Annotated in this window: 14 protein-coding genes and 1 riboswitch; of the genes, 12 read left to right on the top strand and 2 right to left on the bottom strand. The window is 43.1% G+C overall.

The genetic code is table 11. From position 1 onward, the window contains the following. Nucleotides 1-21 precede the first annotated feature (21 nt). Nucleotides 22-1,014: an ABC transporter substrate-binding protein gene (locus tag H7J92_RS02420; protein ID WP_078818154.1), complete on the bottom strand. Its 993-nt coding sequence runs from the start codon at nucleotides 1,012-1,014 to the stop codon at nucleotides 22-24. A 556-nt stretch (nucleotides 1,015-1,570) separates the two neighbouring features. Between H7J92_RS02420 and cyoE the strand changes: the two genes are divergently transcribed. The 10 genes from cyoE (at nucleotide 1,571) to H7J92_RS02370 (ending at nucleotide 12,253) form a co-directional block, all read left to right on the top strand. Then, on the top strand, nucleotides 1,571-2,482 hold the full coding sequence (gene cyoE / locus H7J92_RS02415) for a heme o synthase (RefSeq protein ID WP_221835211.1): 912 nt from the start codon (nucleotides 1,571-1,573) through the stop codon (nucleotides 2,480-2,482). A gap of 123 nt (nucleotides 2,483-2,605) precedes the next feature. Then, on the top strand, nucleotides 2,606-3,448 hold the full coding sequence (locus H7J92_RS02410) for a GNAT family N-acetyltransferase (RefSeq protein ID WP_078818153.1): 843 nt from the start codon (nucleotides 2,606-2,608) through the stop codon (nucleotides 3,446-3,448). Next, nucleotides 3,438-4,550 carry an o-succinylbenzoate synthase gene (gene menC, locus H7J92_RS02405; protein ID WP_221835210.1) on the top strand — a complete coding sequence of 371 codons (1,113 nt, stop codon included), beginning with the start codon at nucleotides 3,438-3,440 and terminating at the stop codon, nucleotides 4,548-4,550. Before H7J92_RS02410 ends, menC begins: the two co-directional genes overlap by 11 nt. Before the next feature lie 513 nt (nucleotides 4,551-5,063). Beyond that, nucleotides 5,064-6,152, top strand: coding sequence for a bifunctional diaminohydroxyphosphoribosylaminopyrimidine deaminase/5-amino-6-(5-phosphoribosylamino)uracil reductase RibD (ribD, locus tag H7J92_RS02400; RefSeq protein WP_009497869.1), 1,089 nt, complete (start codon nucleotides 5,064-5,066; stop codon nucleotides 6,150-6,152). A 3-nt stretch (nucleotides 6,153-6,155) separates the two neighbouring features. Continuing rightward, nucleotides 6,156-6,800 carry a riboflavin synthase gene (gene ribE / locus H7J92_RS02395; RefSeq protein WP_221835208.1) on the top strand — a complete coding sequence of 215 codons (645 nt, stop codon included), beginning with the start codon at nucleotides 6,156-6,158 and terminating at the stop codon, nucleotides 6,798-6,800. A 14-nt stretch (nucleotides 6,801-6,814) separates the two neighbouring features. Next, nucleotides 6,815-8,008 (top strand): bifunctional 3,4-dihydroxy-2-butanone-4-phosphate synthase/GTP cyclohydrolase II, encoded by a 1,194-nt coding sequence (locus H7J92_RS02390; protein ID WP_221835206.1) that lies wholly within the window; start codon nucleotides 6,815-6,817, stop codon nucleotides 8,006-8,008. Between the two features lie 12 nt (nucleotides 8,009-8,020). Further along, a complete protein-coding gene (gene ribH, locus H7J92_RS02385; protein ID WP_078818148.1) occupies nucleotides 8,021-8,488 on the top strand; it encodes a 6,7-dimethyl-8-ribityllumazine synthase in 468 nt (155 codons plus the stop codon). A gap of 128 nt (nucleotides 8,489-8,616) precedes the next feature. Then, on the top strand, nucleotides 8,617-9,066 hold the full coding sequence (hutP, locus tag H7J92_RS02380) for a histidine utilization transcription antiterminator HutP (RefSeq protein ID WP_078818147.1): 450 nt from the start codon (nucleotides 8,617-8,619) through the stop codon (nucleotides 9,064-9,066). A 176-nt stretch (nucleotides 9,067-9,242) separates the two neighbouring features. Then, entirely contained in the window at nucleotides 9,243-10,772 is a 1,530-nt protein-coding gene (gene hutH, locus H7J92_RS02375; protein ID WP_221835205.1) for a histidine ammonia-lyase, read from the top strand. A 161-nt stretch (nucleotides 10,773-10,933) separates the two neighbouring features. Continuing rightward, nucleotides 10,934-12,253: a Na+/H+ antiporter family protein gene (locus H7J92_RS02370; RefSeq protein WP_245799515.1), complete on the top strand. Its 1,320-nt coding sequence runs from the start codon at nucleotides 10,934-10,936 to the stop codon at nucleotides 12,251-12,253. Nucleotides 12,254-12,294: 41 nt separating this feature from the next. On the opposite strand, the gene metE is transcribed toward H7J92_RS02370, so the two are convergent. Beyond that, nucleotides 12,295-14,589, bottom strand: coding sequence for a 5-methyltetrahydropteroyltriglutamate--homocysteine S-methyltransferase (gene metE, locus H7J92_RS02365; protein WP_221835204.1), 2,295 nt, complete (start codon nucleotides 14,587-14,589; stop codon nucleotides 12,295-12,297). 143 nt (nucleotides 14,590-14,732) lie between these two features. Beyond that, nucleotides 14,733-14,866, bottom strand: a riboswitch (cobalamin riboswitch). 357 nt (nucleotides 14,867-15,223) lie between these two features. Between metE and H7J92_RS02360 the strand changes: the two genes are divergently transcribed. Further along, a complete protein-coding gene (locus H7J92_RS02360) occupies nucleotides 15,224-17,413 on the top strand; it encodes a malate synthase G (RefSeq protein ID WP_078818143.1) in 2,190 nt (729 codons plus the stop codon). 328 nt (nucleotides 17,414-17,741) lie between these two features. Continuing rightward, nucleotides 17,742-18,281: a hydrolase gene (locus H7J92_RS02355; protein ID WP_078818142.1), complete on the top strand. Its 540-nt coding sequence runs from the start codon at nucleotides 17,742-17,744 to the stop codon at nucleotides 18,279-18,281. Nucleotides 18,282-18,332 lie beyond the last annotated feature (51 nt).

Raw genomic sequence — 18,332 nt, 5'->3', positions numbered from 1 at the left:
CCCCGCAATCTTTTTAGTTTTTTATAGTGCTGCTTTTACTTTCTCAGCAATATCGTCAGGTACCCATGAAGTCCAAATGTCTTCATGTTCTTTCATGAACCATTTTGCGGTTTCGTCTGGATCTGCTTCATTCTCGCCCATATAATTTAGCATTTCTTCAGTTAAGTCGTTACTAGTTTCATAGTTTTTCAGAAAGTCAACAACTTCAGGTGCTTGGGTTTGCAGATCTTTATGAATACCGACTACAACATCATTCGGTGGGAATTCAGTTCCTTTTTCTTTGTCCCAAATTTCTTGGTCAAACGGATGATCTTCTAAAAGTGTTAAATCATACGTTGCAGTTACCCAAGTTGGAGACCAATAATAACCTACCCACGGCTCGCCTTTTTTGTAAGCGCTCACCAAATCAGCGATAATTGAAGAATCAGATCCTGGAGCCAAGTATGTGAACGTCTTATCTAAGCCATAAGTCTTCATTTTTTCGGCTAAATGTTTGCTGACGACCCAGCTCGAAGGGGCGCCGATAATGCGGCCCATTTCTGGGTTTTCGGGGTCTTTGAAAAGTTCAGGGTATTTTGCCAGGTCTTCCACTGTCTTCAGGTCAGGTGCCATAGGTTCAATGCCGCGCTCTTGATCGCCCTTTATCACGTAAGTCGGTACATATAGACCTTGAGAATTGTCGTCAAAGTTTGTTGAAAGTTTCACTATATCTCCTTTGTCAATAGCGCTAGTGTAGATATCTTCCATGTTATCTGTCCAAATTTCGGTGTAGATTTGGATATCGCCTTGCTGTAAAGCTTGGAATACGGCCGTAGAAGTCCCATTGGTTACTTCTGTGTCATATCCATAGCCTTCCTCCAAAATGAGTTGTGTGATGCTATTGTGGACACGAATGCTGTCCCATCCTGCGTCTGCAAGTTTAATGACACTGATCGAATCTTTGCTTACACTATTACCGCAAGCAGTTAAAAGCAGTAATGCGAAGACTGAGAATAGAAACGTAAACTTTCTCAAAAAATCAAATCCCTTCTGTCTGTGGTTTTTTTCATCACGAAATGATCTTTTTTACTCGAATCTCTTATTTGCAATCACCCAGAAAAAACGTAGGAAAGTTGAAGAGATTAAGGAAAAACTATCATTTTATTTCGTGGTGACATTTAGATAGTTTACAGGATAGTAAAATTATTATCAATTTAATAATTTAGACAACTGATGATTGAGTGTATTTTTTATAATAAAATACACTTATAAACTTCATTAAAAAGTAAAGTTTTTAACTGGAATTAAATATGGACGAATCAAGGCTCTATCCTACAAGGGGTATAGGATTTCCTCGAGTCGAATACTAGAGGGAAATGTTGCATTTCCAAACGCAAGAATCAGAATTTTTAGATTACTAAAGAAAATTAGTTAGGTTTAACATTTCTGAAAGCTGAATGACAAAGATTTGTAACAGTTTATGAGGAATTATCGTGAATTTTTGATTTTGCTTTTAAGAAAATGATATAGTTAGTAATATAAATAAAGTTATATAAAAAAGGAACGTATGTAGAAAAGGAGAACGGATCTTATGACGAAAGAAGTCCATATTGTTTCGACGACTACACAAAGTCGCTCGGCATCTGCCTTCTTCTCAGATATTAAATCATTAGTGAAAGGTCCTGTACTCATCGCGAATGTCTTGCCTGTATTTGCAGGGTTCTGGTTGGCGCTTCACTTCTCAGGAATGACACTTGCAGGGAATTGGGGCGTTTTCTGGCTGACGATGGTCGGCAGCACCTTTCTAATGGCAGGTGCGCTCGTGTTGAATAACTGGTTTGATTCGGATATTGACACTTTCATGGAAAGAACGCAGCAACGGCCGACTGTTACAGGAAACTTTGCTTTGAAAACAGTTTTAAATATTGGTTTGGTGTTATCTGGGATCGGCATATTATTGCTTTTATTTACTACTTTTGAAGCAGCTCTTTACGCGTTCATTGGGTGGTTTACGTATGTCATACCCTATACGATGTGGTCTAAACGTAAATACACGTTAAATACGGTAATTGGAAGTGTTTCGGGGGCGGTAACGCCTTTGATTGGCTGGGCTGCCATTATGTCGGCGAATCATATTGTGCCGATTGTCTTATTTTCGATTTTGTTTATTTGGCAAATGCCGCATACGTTTGCGATTGCTATGAAGAAGCATGATGAGTATAAAGCGGCGAACGTGCCGATGTTGCCGGTTGTGTTCGGTTTTGATTTCACAAAACGTCAAATGTTGATATATGTACTATGTTTGCTGCCTTTTCCATTTTTGTTGCCAATGTTCGGAATGGGCTTTATCATCGTCGCTACGTTGATGAATGTTGGCTATATTGCGGCTAGTATTTATGGTTTTTATGCAAAGGACAACCACAAATGGGCGCATGTCATGTTTTTGTATTCTGTGAATTACATGACCCTATTGTTTATGATGATGATTTTATTGACATTTTAATTGCAAAGAGCCTCCCTTCACTTAAAGTGAAGAGAGGTCTTTTTTTATGTTAACATTGAGTGGTGTAGACCGTCGTGTTGGAGACGAATTTAGCAGTTCAATCTAAAAATAGAAGGTGCGCCGATGACGAATGTACAAATTAGAAAAGTGACTGAAATTGAAGAAATTTATGCGGTGCAAAAACTTGAGAAGCAAATCTGGGGAATGGAGCCGATTCCTGTTCATCAAACGATTACTGCGGTGAAAAATGGTGGCCTGATTGTCGGCGCGTTTGCCGGCGAGCGAATGATTGGTTTTTCCTACAGCTTTGCAGGATTCTCTGAAGGGCAGTCGTATTTATGTTCCCATATGTTAGCTGTCGATCAAGAATTTCAATTAATGGGGATCGGTAAGTTGTTGAAAGATGAACAGCTACGTTTGGCGCGCGAGATGGGTTATGAATTAATTGTCTGGACATTTGATCCACTCGAAAGCCGCAATGCCTACCTAAATACATCAAAATTATACGGAGTCTGTTACGACTATATCGTCAATTGCTACGGTGAAATGGCGGACGGTCTGAATAAAGGCTTACCGACCGACCGTTTTCAAGTGGCGTGGTGGATTACTAGTCCGCGAGTGAATGAATGTTGGCAACCGATAAATCTTCAGTACATGTGTCCGTTTACGGTTCGCCTGACAAATGAAAATCACCCTGAGCTGCAGTTACCTGAAGAAAACGATTGGCTGTCGGCAGAAGCGGTAGAAGTGCCCGTTCCAAAACATACCCAGCTGCTGAAGACTGAAGACTCCCAGTTGGCGCTTGATTGGCGTTTGAAAACAAGGAATCTATTTCAACAACTGTGCAGCGCAGGGTTTGCATTAATTGATGTGCGCAGAACGGAAGAAGCTGTACAATACTATCGTTTTTGTAAGCTTTCCATGATTCCATTACAAAATGAAAGTAGTGAGCCGATTGAAAATTGAAAGTGTAACCATTCGTAGGATGAGTATGACGATGAAGAATCCTTTCACAACGAGTTTCGGAACAATCCATCAAAGAGACTTCCTGTTGGCTACAGTGCAAGATGAACTGGGCAACGAAGGTTGGGGAGAAAGCGTGGCGTTCACTTACCCATGGTATAGCGAAGAGACAACGGAAACATGTATTCATATGTTGCGTGATTTCTTGATTCCGGCGGTGCTTGGTAAGACAATCGAACATCCGGATGAAGTGAATGAATTTTTTGCACCTATTCGAAAGAATAACATGGCGAAGTCGACGATTGAAGGTGCGGTTTGGGATTTGTATGCAAAACGTCACGATATGTCGCTTGCCGAAGCGTTAGGTGGTGAACGGGATTATATTGAAGTCGGGATCAGTATTGGCATTGAAGAACGTGTGGAAGACTTACTTGCCAATGTGAAAGGTTTCATCGATGAAGGCTATAAGCGGATTAAGGTGAAGATCAAACCGGGGCAAGACGTGGAAGTCATCCGAGCGATCCGCAACGAATTTCCCGATGTGCCATTGATGGCAGATGCGAACTCTGCCTATACGCTGGATGATGCAGAAGTTTTAAAGGAATTGGACCAGTTTAATTTGATGATGATCGAGCAGCCGCTTGCGTCTGACGATATTATCGATCATGCAAAACTTCAGAGACAAATGTCGACACCGATCTGTTTGGATGAAAGTATCCATTCCTTGGAAGATACCAGGAAAGCTGTGGAGCTTGGGAGCTGTCGGATTATAAATATTAAAATCGGACGTGTGGGCGGTTTGACGGAAGCTAAGAAGATCCACGACTACTGCGCAGCTAAAGGGATTGATGTGTGGTGCGGTGGGATGCTGGAATCAGGCATCGGACGAGCGCACAATGTCGCTTTAACGACGCTGCCGAATTTCACACTGCCTGGAGATACGGCGGGTTCTTCTCGTTATTGGGATCAAGATATTATCAAGCCTGAGGTAGTAGCGGAAAATGGTTATATTACCGTGCCAAATGAAGCTGGTATTGGTTATAAAACGGATATCGAAGCGATCGATCAATTCACGGTGGATAAGTGGGTATTTAGAGCTGAATAAATATTCAGTGATTGTCATTTCACTATTAGTTGTGCTAGACTCTTAGGTAATCGAATAAGTTTCCTTCGGGGCAGGGTGGAAGTCCCTACCGACGGTGATGAGCTTACAAGCTCTTAGTCCGTGACCCGGATGCTTTTATCTAAATTCAGCAGAAACCCTCACTTCCATAAGTGGCGGTATGAATACGGTGGCTTTTCTGTTCAGTGGGTGTTCAAACGCCCGCTGAATCCAGATAAAGCCTCTGGCAGATGTCATGGATTTTGAAATGTGCGAGTACATTTCAAAATCCAGGCGCAATCACGCCTAGGCGTGATTGATTAGCTAAAAAGCAGAAGGTGGATTTGGTGAAACTCCAAAGCCGACAGTTAAAGTCTGGATGAGAGAAGGAACAATGCGTTTTTAAAATCTACATTTATAACGCTTATTTTGTCATGGTTACAAGCCCCGCATTTATATTTTGCGGGGCTTTTTGTTTTGTCACAAGAGGAATTTTGCAAGTTGGAGTGTTGTGCAGTGAATCAAGATTATATGGGAATGGCGTTGAAGTTAGCTCGAAACGTTGTTGGACAAACTTCTCCGAATCCGCCAGTTGGCGCCGTGATAGTGAAAGACGGCAGAATCGTCGGTATGGGTGCTCATTTGCAGGCGGGGGAACGACATGCTGAGCGGGTTGCGCTTGATATGGCCGGCACAAAAGCGGAAGGCGCTGATTTGTATGTAACTTTGGAGCCTTGTTCTCATACAGGTAAAACTTCGCCTTGCGCAGATGCGATTATTCGGGCTGGTATCCAGCGTGTCTACGTGGCGATTTCCGATCCCAATCCGTTGGTTGCCGGCAAAGGCATGGAACGACTTCGTGCTGCGGGTTTGGAAGTAGAGAAAGATGTATGTACCGATCAAGCACAGAAATTGTATGCACCATTTTTTCATTTTATTCGAACGAAAACACCTCATGTGACAATGAAAACAGCGATGACGATAGACGGTAAGATTGCAACATCTACAGGAGACAGTAAATGGGTGACGAGTGAGCAAGCAAGGCTCGATGTCCATCTGCTTCGTCATACCCAAGATGCGATTTTAGTCGGCGTTCAAACGATTCTTCATGATGACCCCCTTCTCACCACCAGATTGCCCCGAGGTGGAAAACATCCTATTCGAGTTATTTTAGATACTTGGTTACGAACACCAATTGATAGTCAAGTCATTCAAAACAATGCTGCACCTACATGGATTTTTTGTGGGAATGAAGCAGAATACTTGCGTGAACAGTTGCTCCAAAAGCCGCACGTCCGAATCATACGCATGCCGAAAATTCAGCTTGATATTGAAGAGATCCTCTTGCGCTTAGGCTCTGACGGTGTCATGACGTTATTGGTAGAAGGTGGTGCCGCGGTCAATGCTTCATTCATCAGGGCGCGTGCCGTTCAGCGTGTTATTTGCTATATGGCGCCGAAGTTACTTGGCGGCAGTGGCTCGCTGACACCTGTTGGTGGAACAGACCCGGAGATTATGGGAGAGGCCTTCCCGTTGATTTTTGAAAGTGTGGAAATGATTGGCCCTGATATTAAAATTATAGCGCTACCGAAAGAGAGGGATTGACCGTTGTTTACAGGGATTATTGAAGAAATCGGTTCAGTCAAAAGTGTACAGCCGGGAGCGCAGTCGATGACATTGACGATTGCAGCTTCTACTGTATTAGCCGATGTCCAATTAGGTGACAGCATTGCAGTCAATGGAGTTTGTCTGACAGTCAAAAAGTTTTCGAAAGAACAATTTTCTGCAGATGTCATGCCTGAGACCGTCTCTTCTACCTCACTTCAACAATTGAAGGTGGGAAGTCGAGTGAATTTGGAACGTGCTCTTGCAGCTAACGGTCGATTTGGCGGTCATTTCGTCACGGGACATGTCGATGGTGTCGCCATCATTCGTGAAAAACGTACTGTCGATAATGCACTTTATATTCGGCTGGCTTTGCCTGAACAGTATAGTCCGTATTTATTGCCAAAAGGCTCGATCGCATTAGACGGTACGTCACTGACAATTTTTGATGTGAATGAAACAGATATTACGATTTCGTTGATTCCGCATTCCCAAGAACTGACGGTCATTGCGAAAAAGTCCCTAGGGGATGTTGTTAATTTCGAATGCGACATGCTGGCGAAGTACGTAGAGAACATGCTTAAGAGACGAGACGCGAAAGAACAGCCACTGACAGAGGATTTTCTACAACAGCACGGATTTAAGTGAAGGAGTGGACAGAGATGTTTCATACAATTGAAGAAGCGTTAGAAGATTTAAAACAAGGTAAAGTAGTGATCGTCGTCGATGATGAAGATCGGGAGAATGAAGGAGATTTCGTCGCATTGGCTGATAAGATCACGCCTGAGATTATTAATTTCATGGCGACGAAAGGGCGCGGTTTGATTTGTGTGCCGATTACGGAGCAGAAAGCTCAACAACTTGATTTGCAGATGATGACCGATCACAATACGGATTCGCATGGCACGGCATTCACGATCAGTGTGGATCATCTTTCCACGCACACTGGAATCAGTGCATTTGAACGGGCCGAAACGATTGTCAAAATGATGGATTCGCGGTCGGTAGCTAGTGAATTTAAACGTCCGGGTCATGTATTTCCGTTAGTCGCAAAATCCGGCGGTGTCTTGGAACGTACTGGTCATACGGAAGCAGCGGTTGACTTAGCTCGACTGGCAGGGAGTTCTTCAGCAGGGGTAATCTGTGAAATCATGAATGATGACGGTACGATGGCGCGAGTGCCTGAATTGCGTCTGATGGCGCAAGAATTGAATCTGAAATTAATTACAATCCAAGATTTAATTCATTATCGCCTGCAGCAGGAGAGGCTGGTTGTTAGGGAAGCGGAGATCAAGCTGCCGACTGACTTCGGAGAGTTTCGTATGATTGGATACACCGAAACGTTAACAGGTAAAGAGCATGTAGCGCTGGTGAAAGGTGAGGTAACGCCAGAAGAACCCATGTTAGTACGTGTTCATTCGGAGTGTTTGACGGGCGATGTATTTGGCTCCTGCCGATGCGATTGCGGACCTCAATTGCATGCAGCGCTTTCGCAGATCGAACAACAAGGTCGCGGAGTTTTATTGTATATGCGTCAAGAAGGCAGAGGCATCGGCTTGATCAATAAGCTGAAAGCATACGAACTGCAAGAACAAGGTTTCGACACGGTAGAAGCCAATGAAAAACTGGGCTTTGCAGCAGATTTGCGTGATTACGGCATCGGTGCTCAAATCTTACATGAACTTGGCGTTAAACAAATGCGTTTGTTGACGAATAATCCGAAGAAAATTTCAGGCTTAAAAGGCTATGGATTGGAAATCGTTGAACGGGTTCCGATTCAATTGCCGATGAAAGAAGAAAACGAAAAATACTTAAAAACTAAAGCGGAAAAATTAGATCACTTATTAACAATTTAAGGAGAGATAGATATGGGGAATTTATTCGAAGGACATTTAGTAGGTACAGGATTAAAGATAGGCGTTGTCGTAGGACGATTTAATGAGTTTATCACAGGCAAGTTGTTATCGGGCGCTGAGGACGCATTCAAACGACATGGCGTAGCTGAAGCAGATGTAGATATCGCTTGGGTACCCGGGGCATTTGAAATTCCGTTGATCGCAAAGAAGATGGCAGATTCCCAAAAATATGATGCTGTCATTACACTCGGTACTGTCATCCGCGGAGCCACACCTCACTTCGACTACGTCTGTAATGAAGCGGCCAAAGGTGTAGCACAAGCGAGTATGCAGTCAGGAGTCCCGGTGATTTTTGGTGTGCTGACGACAGACACGATCGAGCAATCTATTGAAAGGGCAGGGACGAAAGCAGGGAATAAAGGCTGGGATGCTGCAGTGTCGGCTATAGAAATGGCGAACTTGACTAAACAATTCGATTGATCGCCAAATTTGCACAGTAAGCGCTTTATTTTTCTTTCAAGTATTGACCTAAGAGATTTCCTCTGTAATAATAGAGTTAGTCATTAGTTGATATTCAATATCAAGTACATCTAAAAAGAAGGTACAACATGAATCAGGTAGATACGAAGATCGGACGCCAGGCAGTAATGTATACGTTTTCAAATAGCGAAGCAGAAGATAGTAGAATAGAAAACGGCATGCAGCAACTAGGTTGGCAGTTCGGAAAAGGTAAAGTGGGCTCAATGGAGTTCCAAAAAATTGTGGCGGCAATTGAAACGCTTGCGAAACGGCAAGGAATTGTAAATCAAGACATCTATCGAGAGATGCATGCGCTCTATCATGCGATAATCGAAGCTATGCAAGGCGTGACACGTGGGCAGGTTGAGCTCGGCGGCATGCTGCGAACAGCGGGACTTCGATTTGCTATTGTGCGTGGGACTCCGTATGAAAATGCAGCGGAAGGTGAATGGATTGCCGTTGCTGTCTATGGAACAATCGGTGCCCCGGTTCGTGGCTTCGAGCATGAGGCAATTGGTTTAGGTATCAATCACATCTGAATAAAAGAATGAAGCCTATAGTTATTTAGACAATAAGGAGGCTATATTGACACATGCGGGGACCCCCCTTTTAGGGCACCCGTCTGTCAATATAGTCTCCTTTTGCTTGTTTAGGAATGAATTCTTTGCACAGGATCAGCGCAACTAGAACTAAAGACAACGAGGAGGAATTGGAAATGATTGAATTGACAGGTCGTACGTTAACGATTGAACAAGCGAAAGAAGTATTGGTGAATGGAGCGAAAGTAAAAGCTTCTGAAGAAAGTATGAAAGCGGTTCAAAAGAGCCGTGAAGCAGTAGAGAAAATTGTTGCGGAAAGTAAAGTGGTGTACGGAATTACTACTGGATTCGGTAAATTTAGTGATGTATTCATCGAAGCGGAAGATACGGAACAACTTCAATTAAATTTGATTCATTCGCATGCTTGTGGAATTGGCGAACCGTTCCCCGAGATGGTTTCTCGTGGAATGACACTTCTTCGTGCAAACGCACTCCTAAAAGGTTTCTCTGGAATTCGCCCGGTAGTCATAGAGCGTTTACTAGATCTAGTTAACGCACAGATTCATCCGGTTATTCCTCAACAAGGTTCACTTGGTGCAAGCGGTGACTTGGCGCCGCTTTCTCATTTGGCACTTGTGTTGATGGGAGAAGGGGAAGTGTTCTATAAGGGAGAGCGTATGGAATCAGCTATTGCGTTGTCAAAAGAGGGCATTGAGCCAGTGACGTTGAAGGCGAAAGAAGGATTGGCGTTAATTAATGGAACACAAGCGATGACGGCAATGGGGCTTGTCAATTATATTGAGGCAGAGCAGCTTGCGTATCAGACAGAAGCTATTTCTACGATGACGTTGGAAGGTTTGCGTGGAATTGTCGATGCATTCGACGCCGATGTACATGAAGCACGTGGTTACCGCCAGCAAACGGAAGTAGCAGAACGCATGCGCCGTATGTTCGTAGGCAGCCAATTGACAACGAAACAAGGTGAATTACGCGTACAAGATGCTTATTCGCTACGTTGTATTCCACAAGTTCATGGAGCTTCTTGGCAAGTTTTGGATTACGTCAAAGAAAAGCTGGAAATCGAAATGAACGCAGCTACAGATAATCCGTTAATCTTTGAAGATGGTGACAAAGTTATTTCAGGAGGAAACTTCCACGGGCAACCAATTGCCTTTGCAATGGATTTCTTGAAAGTGGCAATGGCGGAGTTCGCGAATATTTCAGAGCGTAGGATTGAGCGTCTAGTTAATCCGCAGTTGAACGACTTGCCGCCATTCCTAAGCCCTGAACCAGGATTGCAGTCTGGTGCAATGATCATGCAATATGCAGCTGCATCTCTTGTTTCTGAAAATAAAACGTTGGCGCACCCGGCGAGTGTGGATTCCATTCCATCTTCAGCCAACCAAGAAGATCATGTCAGCATGGGAACAATCGGGTCACGACATGCTTATCAAATTATTCAAAATGCGCGAAGAGTGCTAGCTATTGAATTGATCTGTGCATTGCAGGCTGCAGAACATAGAGGTGCTGAAAAACTTGCGGACTTCACAAAAGCTTTCTATAAAGAAGCGAGAAACATTGTGCCGAGCATCAAGCAAGACCGGATTTTCTCTAAAGATATTGAAAAAGCGGCAGCTTGGTTACTAGAAATGGATTGGAAGGCATTCGCAGATAAATCTTTGCCAACTGAAGTTAGCGCAAATTAAATAGGAAATAAAAAGGGATATGAAATTTAATTATCTAGTATTTTACTCCAAGCGGGAAGTTCCCGCTGGAGTATATCTGGATAAATATCTTCGGGCAGATGTAAGCGTTTGCTTACAGTAATTGCAGTTTGTTGTATAATGGGGACATGGGAGATGAGAAGATGTTATTCAATACTGTGGTCGTATCTGTCATTGTAATGGCAGTACTGAGTTTATTGCGGGTCAATGTTATTTTTGCTATTTTAGCAGCAGCTGGAGTAGCCGGTTTGATGGAAGGGCTTTCCTTAACAGATGCAACAAATATGCTAGTTTCAGGAATGGGTGGTCAGGCAAACACGGCATTAAGTTATATTTTGTTAGGTATGTTTGCGGTCATGATCGGAATGTCTGGAATTGCAGGGTTTTTAGTAAAAAATTTAGTTAGGGTATTAAGAGGAAAGCGAATAATTTTATTGTTGACGATTGCGGGTGTAGCTTGTTTCTCGCAAAACTTAGTACCTATACATATTGCGTTTATTCCAATATTGATTCCGCCAATGCTGCATCTGTTCGATAAGATGAAAATTGACCGCCGCGGCATTGCAACTGCGCTTACTTTCGGTCTAAAAGCACCTTATATTATGATCCCAGCTGGATTTGGATTGATCTTTAAGGGAATAATCGTTGATGAAATGGCTGCAAGTGGTATGGATATTACGATGTCAGAAGCCAATATGGCAATGTTGATTCCGGGAATCGGAATGGTCCTCGGGCTGTTCGTGGCAGTATTCATTTCTTATCGAAAACCTCGTAATTATGCGGACGTTGAGGCGGAGAAAGTGAATATTCTAAGAGAAGAAGAAGTGGAAAATGCAGAATTGAAGTTTAATATACGCCACGGCTTCACGATCGTTTCAATTATTGCAGCATTAGTTATACAGCTTATAACCGATTCATTAATACTTGGAGCACTTGCCGGGATTTTCTTGATGTTCGTCTTGACTGTTATTCCATTTAAGGACGGCGAAAGGGTAGTGAACGAGGGAATCGGAATGATGGGTATGATTGCGTTCGTCATGTTGATTGCTTCAGGTTATGCTACGGTTCTTAAAGAGACAGGTGCGGTAGAAAGTCTGGTTGATTCGGCAACAGGTATATTAGGTGACAATAAAATGATGATCGCATTTATCATGCTGCTTGTCGGTTTATTGATTACGATGGGGATTGGTTCTTCATTCGGTACGATCCCGATTATAGCTGCATTATTCGTTCCGATTTGTATGGCAGTCGGCTTTTCGCCACTCGCAACGGCGGCTTTGATTGGTACGGCAGGGGCGCTTGGAGATGCTGGTTCACCGGCTTCAGACAGTACACTTGGTCCAACTTCGGGTCTGAATGCGGACGGTAAGCATCATCACATTTGGGATACATGTGTGCCGACATTCCTTCACTTTAATATCCCTCTACTAATCTTTGGTGTAATTGCAGCAATGGTATTATAAAACGAAAAGGGCAGATCCGAAATAACGGATCTGCTCTTTTATCATTTTACTGCAGAAACACCTAAACGCTCACGTGCTTGTTCCGTGGCGATGACCATATGTTTCAATGCGGCAACTGTTTCTTCGCGTTTTCTTGTTTTCAAACCACAGTCGGGATTGATCCAGAACTGTGAAGGTTCTAGCACTTCCAAACCTTTATTGATGATTTCCGTCATTTCTTCAACAGCCGGAACGCGCGGGCTATGGATGTCATAAACGCCAAGTCCAATTCCTTTGTCATAATGATATTCTTTGAAAGATTCCACCAAATCACCATGACTGCGTGACGTTTCGATGGAAATAACATCCGCATCCAGCGCACTGATTGCTTCAATGAAATGATTGAAATCACAGTAGCACATATGTGTATGAATTTGCGTCGTATCCTCAACGGAAGCTGTAGCAACACGGAAAGCATTCACAGCCCAGTCGAGATAATGATTCCATTCGGATTGCTTTAATGGGAGCCCCTCTCGAAGTGCCGGTTCATCTACTTGGATCATATGGATACCTGCTGCTTCAAGCGACTCGATTTCTTTACGCAGTGCGAGAGCAATTTGATTGGTCACTTCTTCTCTGGTCAAGTCATCGCGAACAAATGACCAATTCAAAATCGTCACGGGTCCGGTCAGCATACCTTTTACTTCGTGATCTGTCAGTGATTTAGCGTATACGGATTCTTCTACCGTCATCGGCTTCGTAAATACAACATCTCCATAAATGATTGGTGGTTTCACACATCGGGAACCATAGGATTGCACCCAAGCTTTTTCCGTAAAGACAAAACCATCCAGCTTTTCGCCGAAATATTCCACCATATCCGTCCGTTCGAATTCCCCGTGCACGAGCACATCAAGTCCGAGTTCTTCTTGGATTTGGATCCATTCCTTAATTTCCGCTTTTACGAAGTCTTTGTACTGCTGATCCGTAATTTCGCCTTTTCTCCATTTTGTACGTGTTATACGTACTTCAGGCGTTTGGGGGAAACTGCCGATTGTGGTTGTAGGCAATACAGGTAATTGGAACTTCTCTTGCTGCTTCAATTTCCGCTCTGCGAACGGCAGATTCCGCTTGCTGTCAGACAAAGTACTGCCTGAACTTGCTTGTCGAACCTCCTCGCGTTTGCGGGCAGGGAGTTGATTGAATGCAGTAAGAGCGGCTTCATTTTGTTTGAAATCTGAAGCGACGCTTTCTTTACCTTGTTGCAACGCAGCTTTCAGTACATTGAGTTCTTTAATTTTTTCATCCGCAAATGAAAGTGCATTCTTAATTGTTGAATCTAATTTCTGCTCTGACTGAATTGTCACGGGTACGTGAAGCAGACTGCTGGATGGCTGGATCCAAACGTTTCCGGACTCTACATGCTGTTGAATCTTTCCTAGTAATGACAGCTTGACGTTCAAATCTGATCGCCAAATATTCCGACCGTCCACAATACCAGCAGCGAGTACTTTATCATCAGGGAAGCCGTATTTCTTAAGGTTTTCCAAGTTTTTGACACCGCCATGCACGAAATCAAGACCAATTCCAGCTACTGGTAATGCAAGTGTTGCTTCATAGTGCTCAACTGAATCAAAGTATGTTTGCACTAAAACGTTCAAGCTATTTATGTTTTTTGTTAACTGCAAGTAAATTTCAGTTACGGTTTTCATTTCATCAGAAGAAATGGAAGTGCAAAGAATTGGTTCATCAATTTGCACCCATTGAACGCCTTCATCCTGTAATTCTTGCAATACCTTTTGATAAAGAGGAATCAATTGCAGAATGATAGAAGGTACGTCTATTTCTTCATACCCTTTAGAAAGTTTCAATAAAGTGTAGGGGCCGAGTAGAACAGGTTTCCCCTCGATACCGAGTTCTTTCTTTGCTTCGCGGTATGCAGTAAGTGGTTTGTTCTCAGTCAATTGAAAACGTTGTCCTTCATACTCGGGGACAATGTAGTGATAGTTCGTGTTGAACCATTTCGTCATTTCGGAAGCGACAGCATCGTCATTACCGCGTGCCATTGAAAAATAAGTGGATATCGACACTTGACCGCCTTTCCAATGATAGCGTGAAGGGATGATTCCGAACATTGTGGATGTATCGAGCACCCGGTCATACAATGTGAAATCGCCGACTGCAATTCGGTCTACTCCTGCGTCTTGTTGTTTCTTCAGGTTGGCTAAACGGATGTCTTTTGTTGTCCGCAGAAGTTCTTCTTCCGAAATTATTTCTGCCCAAAATGCTTCTAACGCTCGTTTCCACTCCCGGTTTTCGCCAATAACAGGATAGCCGACAATACTGCTTTTTACCATTTGATTTCCCCCTCATGATTTTATCCAATAAAAAAAGCATTCCTAACAAAGAATGTTAGAAATGCACGCATGTGTAAAATGCATGCCTAAATAAGCGTGCATCGTTTGCCGTGTGTCTAACACCTCCCTATTCACCGTAGGATTAAGCGTTATGAAAACAGGCAGGTATCTGGCTGGACGTAAGCACGTCTTCACAGTGGCGGGACCGCTCCAAGAAAAGGATTCCCTTTTAAGAAATGAAAGCAATGATCATTTCACCTGTTTTCAAACTATTCAATTCATGATGATTGTCTCTAAAACTATCATAAGGTTCGTTGAGTGTCAACTTGCTGGTAAATAGATAATTAAGCAATACTCTTTTTTTGTCATCTGTTATATAACTGTACAAAAGTAACAAATTCTCTTTCAAAAAAGAAGGTGTGAAAATTTACACAATTCTGTTGAAAGTTTTATAGAGTTTAGGTATGATAAGTAATAACACGACTTCAAATTAGGACATGAATCGTCATTCATACGAAGAAATCTTGATTATTGGCTGTGGGGGCACCTATGATCAATTGAGGAAGAATCGTGTTTATCGCTGTATGTTATACAACAGAGCAGCGCAAAAAAACTTAAGGGGTGGCTTTATTCTATGACAAATTATGAAAAAGTAGGCAAGCTGCAAGTCGCAAAAGAACTATACAACTTTGTTAATGAGGAAGTTCTATTAGGCTTAGAAATCCAAAAAGAACAATTTTGGACAAACTTTGATTCGCTCATTCATGAACTTGCTCCTGAAAACAAAGCGCTGTTAGAGAAACGAAGCGAATTGCAAAAAAAGATCAATGAATGGCATCAAAACAATAAAGAAACAGCAGATTCTGCTAACTATAAAGAATTTTTAAAGGAAATTGGCTATTTGGAACCGATTGTTGAGGACTTCCAAGTGACAACTTCCAATGTCGATGATGAAATCGCTATTCAAGCAGGCTCCCAATTGGTCGTGCCTGTCGACAATGCCCGCTATGCGTTGAACGCGGCAAACGCAAGATGGGGAAGTCTATATGATGCATTGTACGGAACGGATGTCATCAGTGATGAAGGTGGAGCTGAAGCTGGCGTACAGTACAATCCGATCCGAGGACAGAAAGTTATCAACTTTGCAAAAGAGTTATTAGATCAAGCAGCACCGCTTGCGGAAGGGACACATGCAGACGCCACAGCGTATGCAATCGTTAGTGGAAAACTTGAAGTGACACTTCAGAATGGCAATAAAACAGGCTTGAAAGATGCTTCTAAACTGGCTGGCTTTAACGGTTCGGAAGACGCACCTTCCGCTGTCTTGTTGACGAATAACGGATTGCATATCGAAATTGCAATCGATCGAAACCATCCAATTGGGAAAGACGATGCGGCGGGTGTGAAAGACTTGATTTTGGAAGCAGCACTTTCTACGTTGATGGACTGTGAAGACTCGATCGCAGCAGTAGATGCTGAAGATAAAGTGGGGGTCTACCGCAACTGGTTAGGTTTGATGAAAGGTGATCTGGAAGCATCGTTCAAACGAGGCAGCAAGACGGTCACTCGAAGAATGAATCCTGACCGCACATACAAAACACCAGACGGCAAAGAGCTATCGCTACACGGCCGTTCATTAATGTTCGTCCGTAACGTAGGTCATTTGATGACAAATAATGCGATTTTAGATGAAAACGGCAACGAAGTACCTGAAGGAATTTTAGATGGTGTCGTAACTTCGTTGATTGCAACACATAATCTGAAAGATGATGCAGAGTTCAAAAACTCCAGACATGGTTCAATTTATATCGTTAAGCCGAAGATGCATAGCCCGGAAGAGGCGGCATTTGCCAATAAGTTATTTGACCGCATTGAAGATTTATTGAGCTTGGAGCGCAATACGCTGAAAATCGGTTTGATGGATGAAGAGCGCAGAATGTCATTGAATTTGAAGTCTGCAATCCATGCGGTGAAAGAACGGATTGCATTCATCAATACAGGTTTCCTTGACCGTACAGGTGATGAAATTCATACTTCAATGGAAGCGGGTCCTGTTATCCGCAAAAATGATATGAAAGCTTCCAAGTGGTTAGCTTCCTATGAAGCATCCAACGTTGCTGTCGGAATTAAGACTGGTCTTCCTGGACATGCTCAAATCGGTAAGGGAATGTGGGCTATGCCGGATATGATGGCTGCAATGCTTGAGCAAAAGGTCGCCCATCCAAAAGCAGGTGCAAGCACAGCGTGGGTGCCATCTCCAACAGCTGCTACATTGCATGCATTGCACTATCACGAGATCAATGTAAAAGAAGTTCAAGCCAATGTCGACAGCGCAATTGATTACCGAGATGGAATCCTAGAGATCCCGTTGGCGCCGAACACAGACTGGCCTGCAGAAGAAATTCAATCAGAGTTGGATAACAATGCGCAGGGGATCCTTGGCTATGTTGTTCGCTGGATTGATCAAGGAGTTGGCTGTTCTAAGGTTCCGGATATCAATGACGTAGGTTTAATGGAAGACCGCGCAACATTGCGTATTTCCAGCCAGCATATCGCAAACTGGCTACGTCACGGCATCACGACAAAAGAGCAAGTCCAGGAAACATTGGAACGAATGGCGAAGGTCGTTGACGAGCAAAACGCTGGCGATGAACTTTATCAGCCAATGGCTCCCAACTATGACGATTCTATTGCTTTCCAGGCAGCTTGCGATTTAGTATTCAAAGGTGCCGAACAGCCAAGCGGCTACACAGAGCCAATCTTGCACGCCCGACGAATCGAAGCAAAAGCCAAAGCGAAACAAAAAGCAACGGTACAAAATTAATTACACTAATAGCTCCTCTTCTAATTTGGAAGAGGAGCTGTTTTTCTAATAAATCTGTAAATATGGTATACTGTATATGTTAATTAAAGTTTTACATGAGATTGTGCAGAAATGGATACTCAGTTGATTGGAGTGGAAGGCGGCGACTCCTGCGGGGGATAGCGCGAATAGGCGAGACCCCGCAGGAGCGCAGCGACGAGGAGGCTCGCCCGCGCCCCGCGGAAAGCGTCCGCCTGGAATGGAAATCAACGGTTCCTACGTTTTACTTTGAGTGTAAGTTATTTATTTCAGTTTATATAGCAATAATTATTAAAAAGGGGGAAATGAGATGCTGAAAAAAGAGCAAACGCTATTTGTATTAGTGGACGTACAAGGTAAGCTAGCGCAAATTGTTAAAGATAGTAAGACGTTGCATGATAATCTGGAGAAACTGATCAAAGGATTACAAGTGTTAAATGTTCCAATACTTTGGTTGGAACAGTACCCTGAAGGACTGGGACCGACGACTGAATCTTTATCCAGTTTACTAGAAGGTCAGGAACCCATCGCAAAAATGACATTTAGTGCGGCGGGCAATGAAGAATTTATGAAACAGCTGGAAAGCTCGGGCCGCAAACAAGTATTAATTGCAGGAATTGAAACGCATATTTGCGTATATCTGACAGCGGCAGATTTAGTGAAGCAAGGTTATGAAGTCGAAGTGGTTGAAGATGCAGTCACTTCACGGACGGAAGCGAATAAACAAATCGGCCTCGAGAAAATGAAGGGGCTTGGAGTTACTGCGACGTGTGTGGAAACTGCTTTATATGAACTGATTGGTGAAGCGGGGACGGACGAATTTAAAAAAGTGTTGAAAATCATAAAATAACAAATAAAAAAGCGGAATAGTGTAGTGACCCCTAAAAGTTAGAGTTTTATA

This window comes from Sporosarcina aquimarina, assembly GCF_019748715.1.
In the GTDB taxonomy this organism is placed as follows: domain Bacteria; phylum Bacillota; class Bacilli; order Bacillales_A; family Planococcaceae; genus Sporosarcina; species Sporosarcina newyorkensis.
The sequence above is the reverse complement of the archived record's forward strand: the minus strand, read 5'-3'. Positions and strand labels throughout refer to the sequence as shown.

Excerpts from the sequence above, each read along its gene's own strand:
- H7J92_RS02390 (WP_221835206.1), top strand. The coding sequence starts at position 6,815 with ATGTTTCATACAATTGAAGAAGCGTTAGAAGATTTAAAACAAGGTAAA.
- hutH (WP_221835205.1), top strand. The coding sequence starts at position 9,243 with ATGATTGAATTGACAGGTCGTACGTTAACGATTGAACAAGCGAAAGAA.
- ribH (WP_078818148.1), top strand. The coding sequence starts at position 8,021 with ATGGGGAATTTATTCGAAGGACATTTAGTAGGTACAGGATTAAAGATA.
- hutP (WP_078818147.1), top strand. The coding sequence starts at position 8,617 with ATGAATCAGGTAGATACGAAGATCGGACGCCAGGCAGTAATGTATACG.
- H7J92_RS02360 (WP_078818143.1), top strand. The coding sequence starts at position 15,224 with ATGACAAATTATGAAAAAGTAGGCAAGCTGCAAGTCGCAAAAGAACTA.
- H7J92_RS02355 (WP_078818142.1), top strand. The coding sequence starts at position 17,742 with ATGCTGAAAAAAGAGCAAACGCTATTTGTATTAGTGGACGTACAAGGT.
- H7J92_RS02370 (WP_245799515.1), top strand. The coding sequence starts at position 10,934 with ATGTTATTCAATACTGTGGTCGTATCTGTCATTGTAATGGCAGTACTG.
- metE (WP_221835204.1), bottom strand. The coding sequence starts at position 14,589 with ATGGTAAAAAGCAGTATTGTCGGCTATCCTGTTATTGGCGAAAACCGG.
- cyoE (WP_221835211.1), top strand. The coding sequence starts at position 1,571 with ATGACGAAAGAAGTCCATATTGTTTCGACGACTACACAAAGTCGCTCG.
- H7J92_RS02410 (WP_078818153.1), top strand. The coding sequence starts at position 2,606 with ATGACGAATGTACAAATTAGAAAAGTGACTGAAATTGAAGAAATTTAT.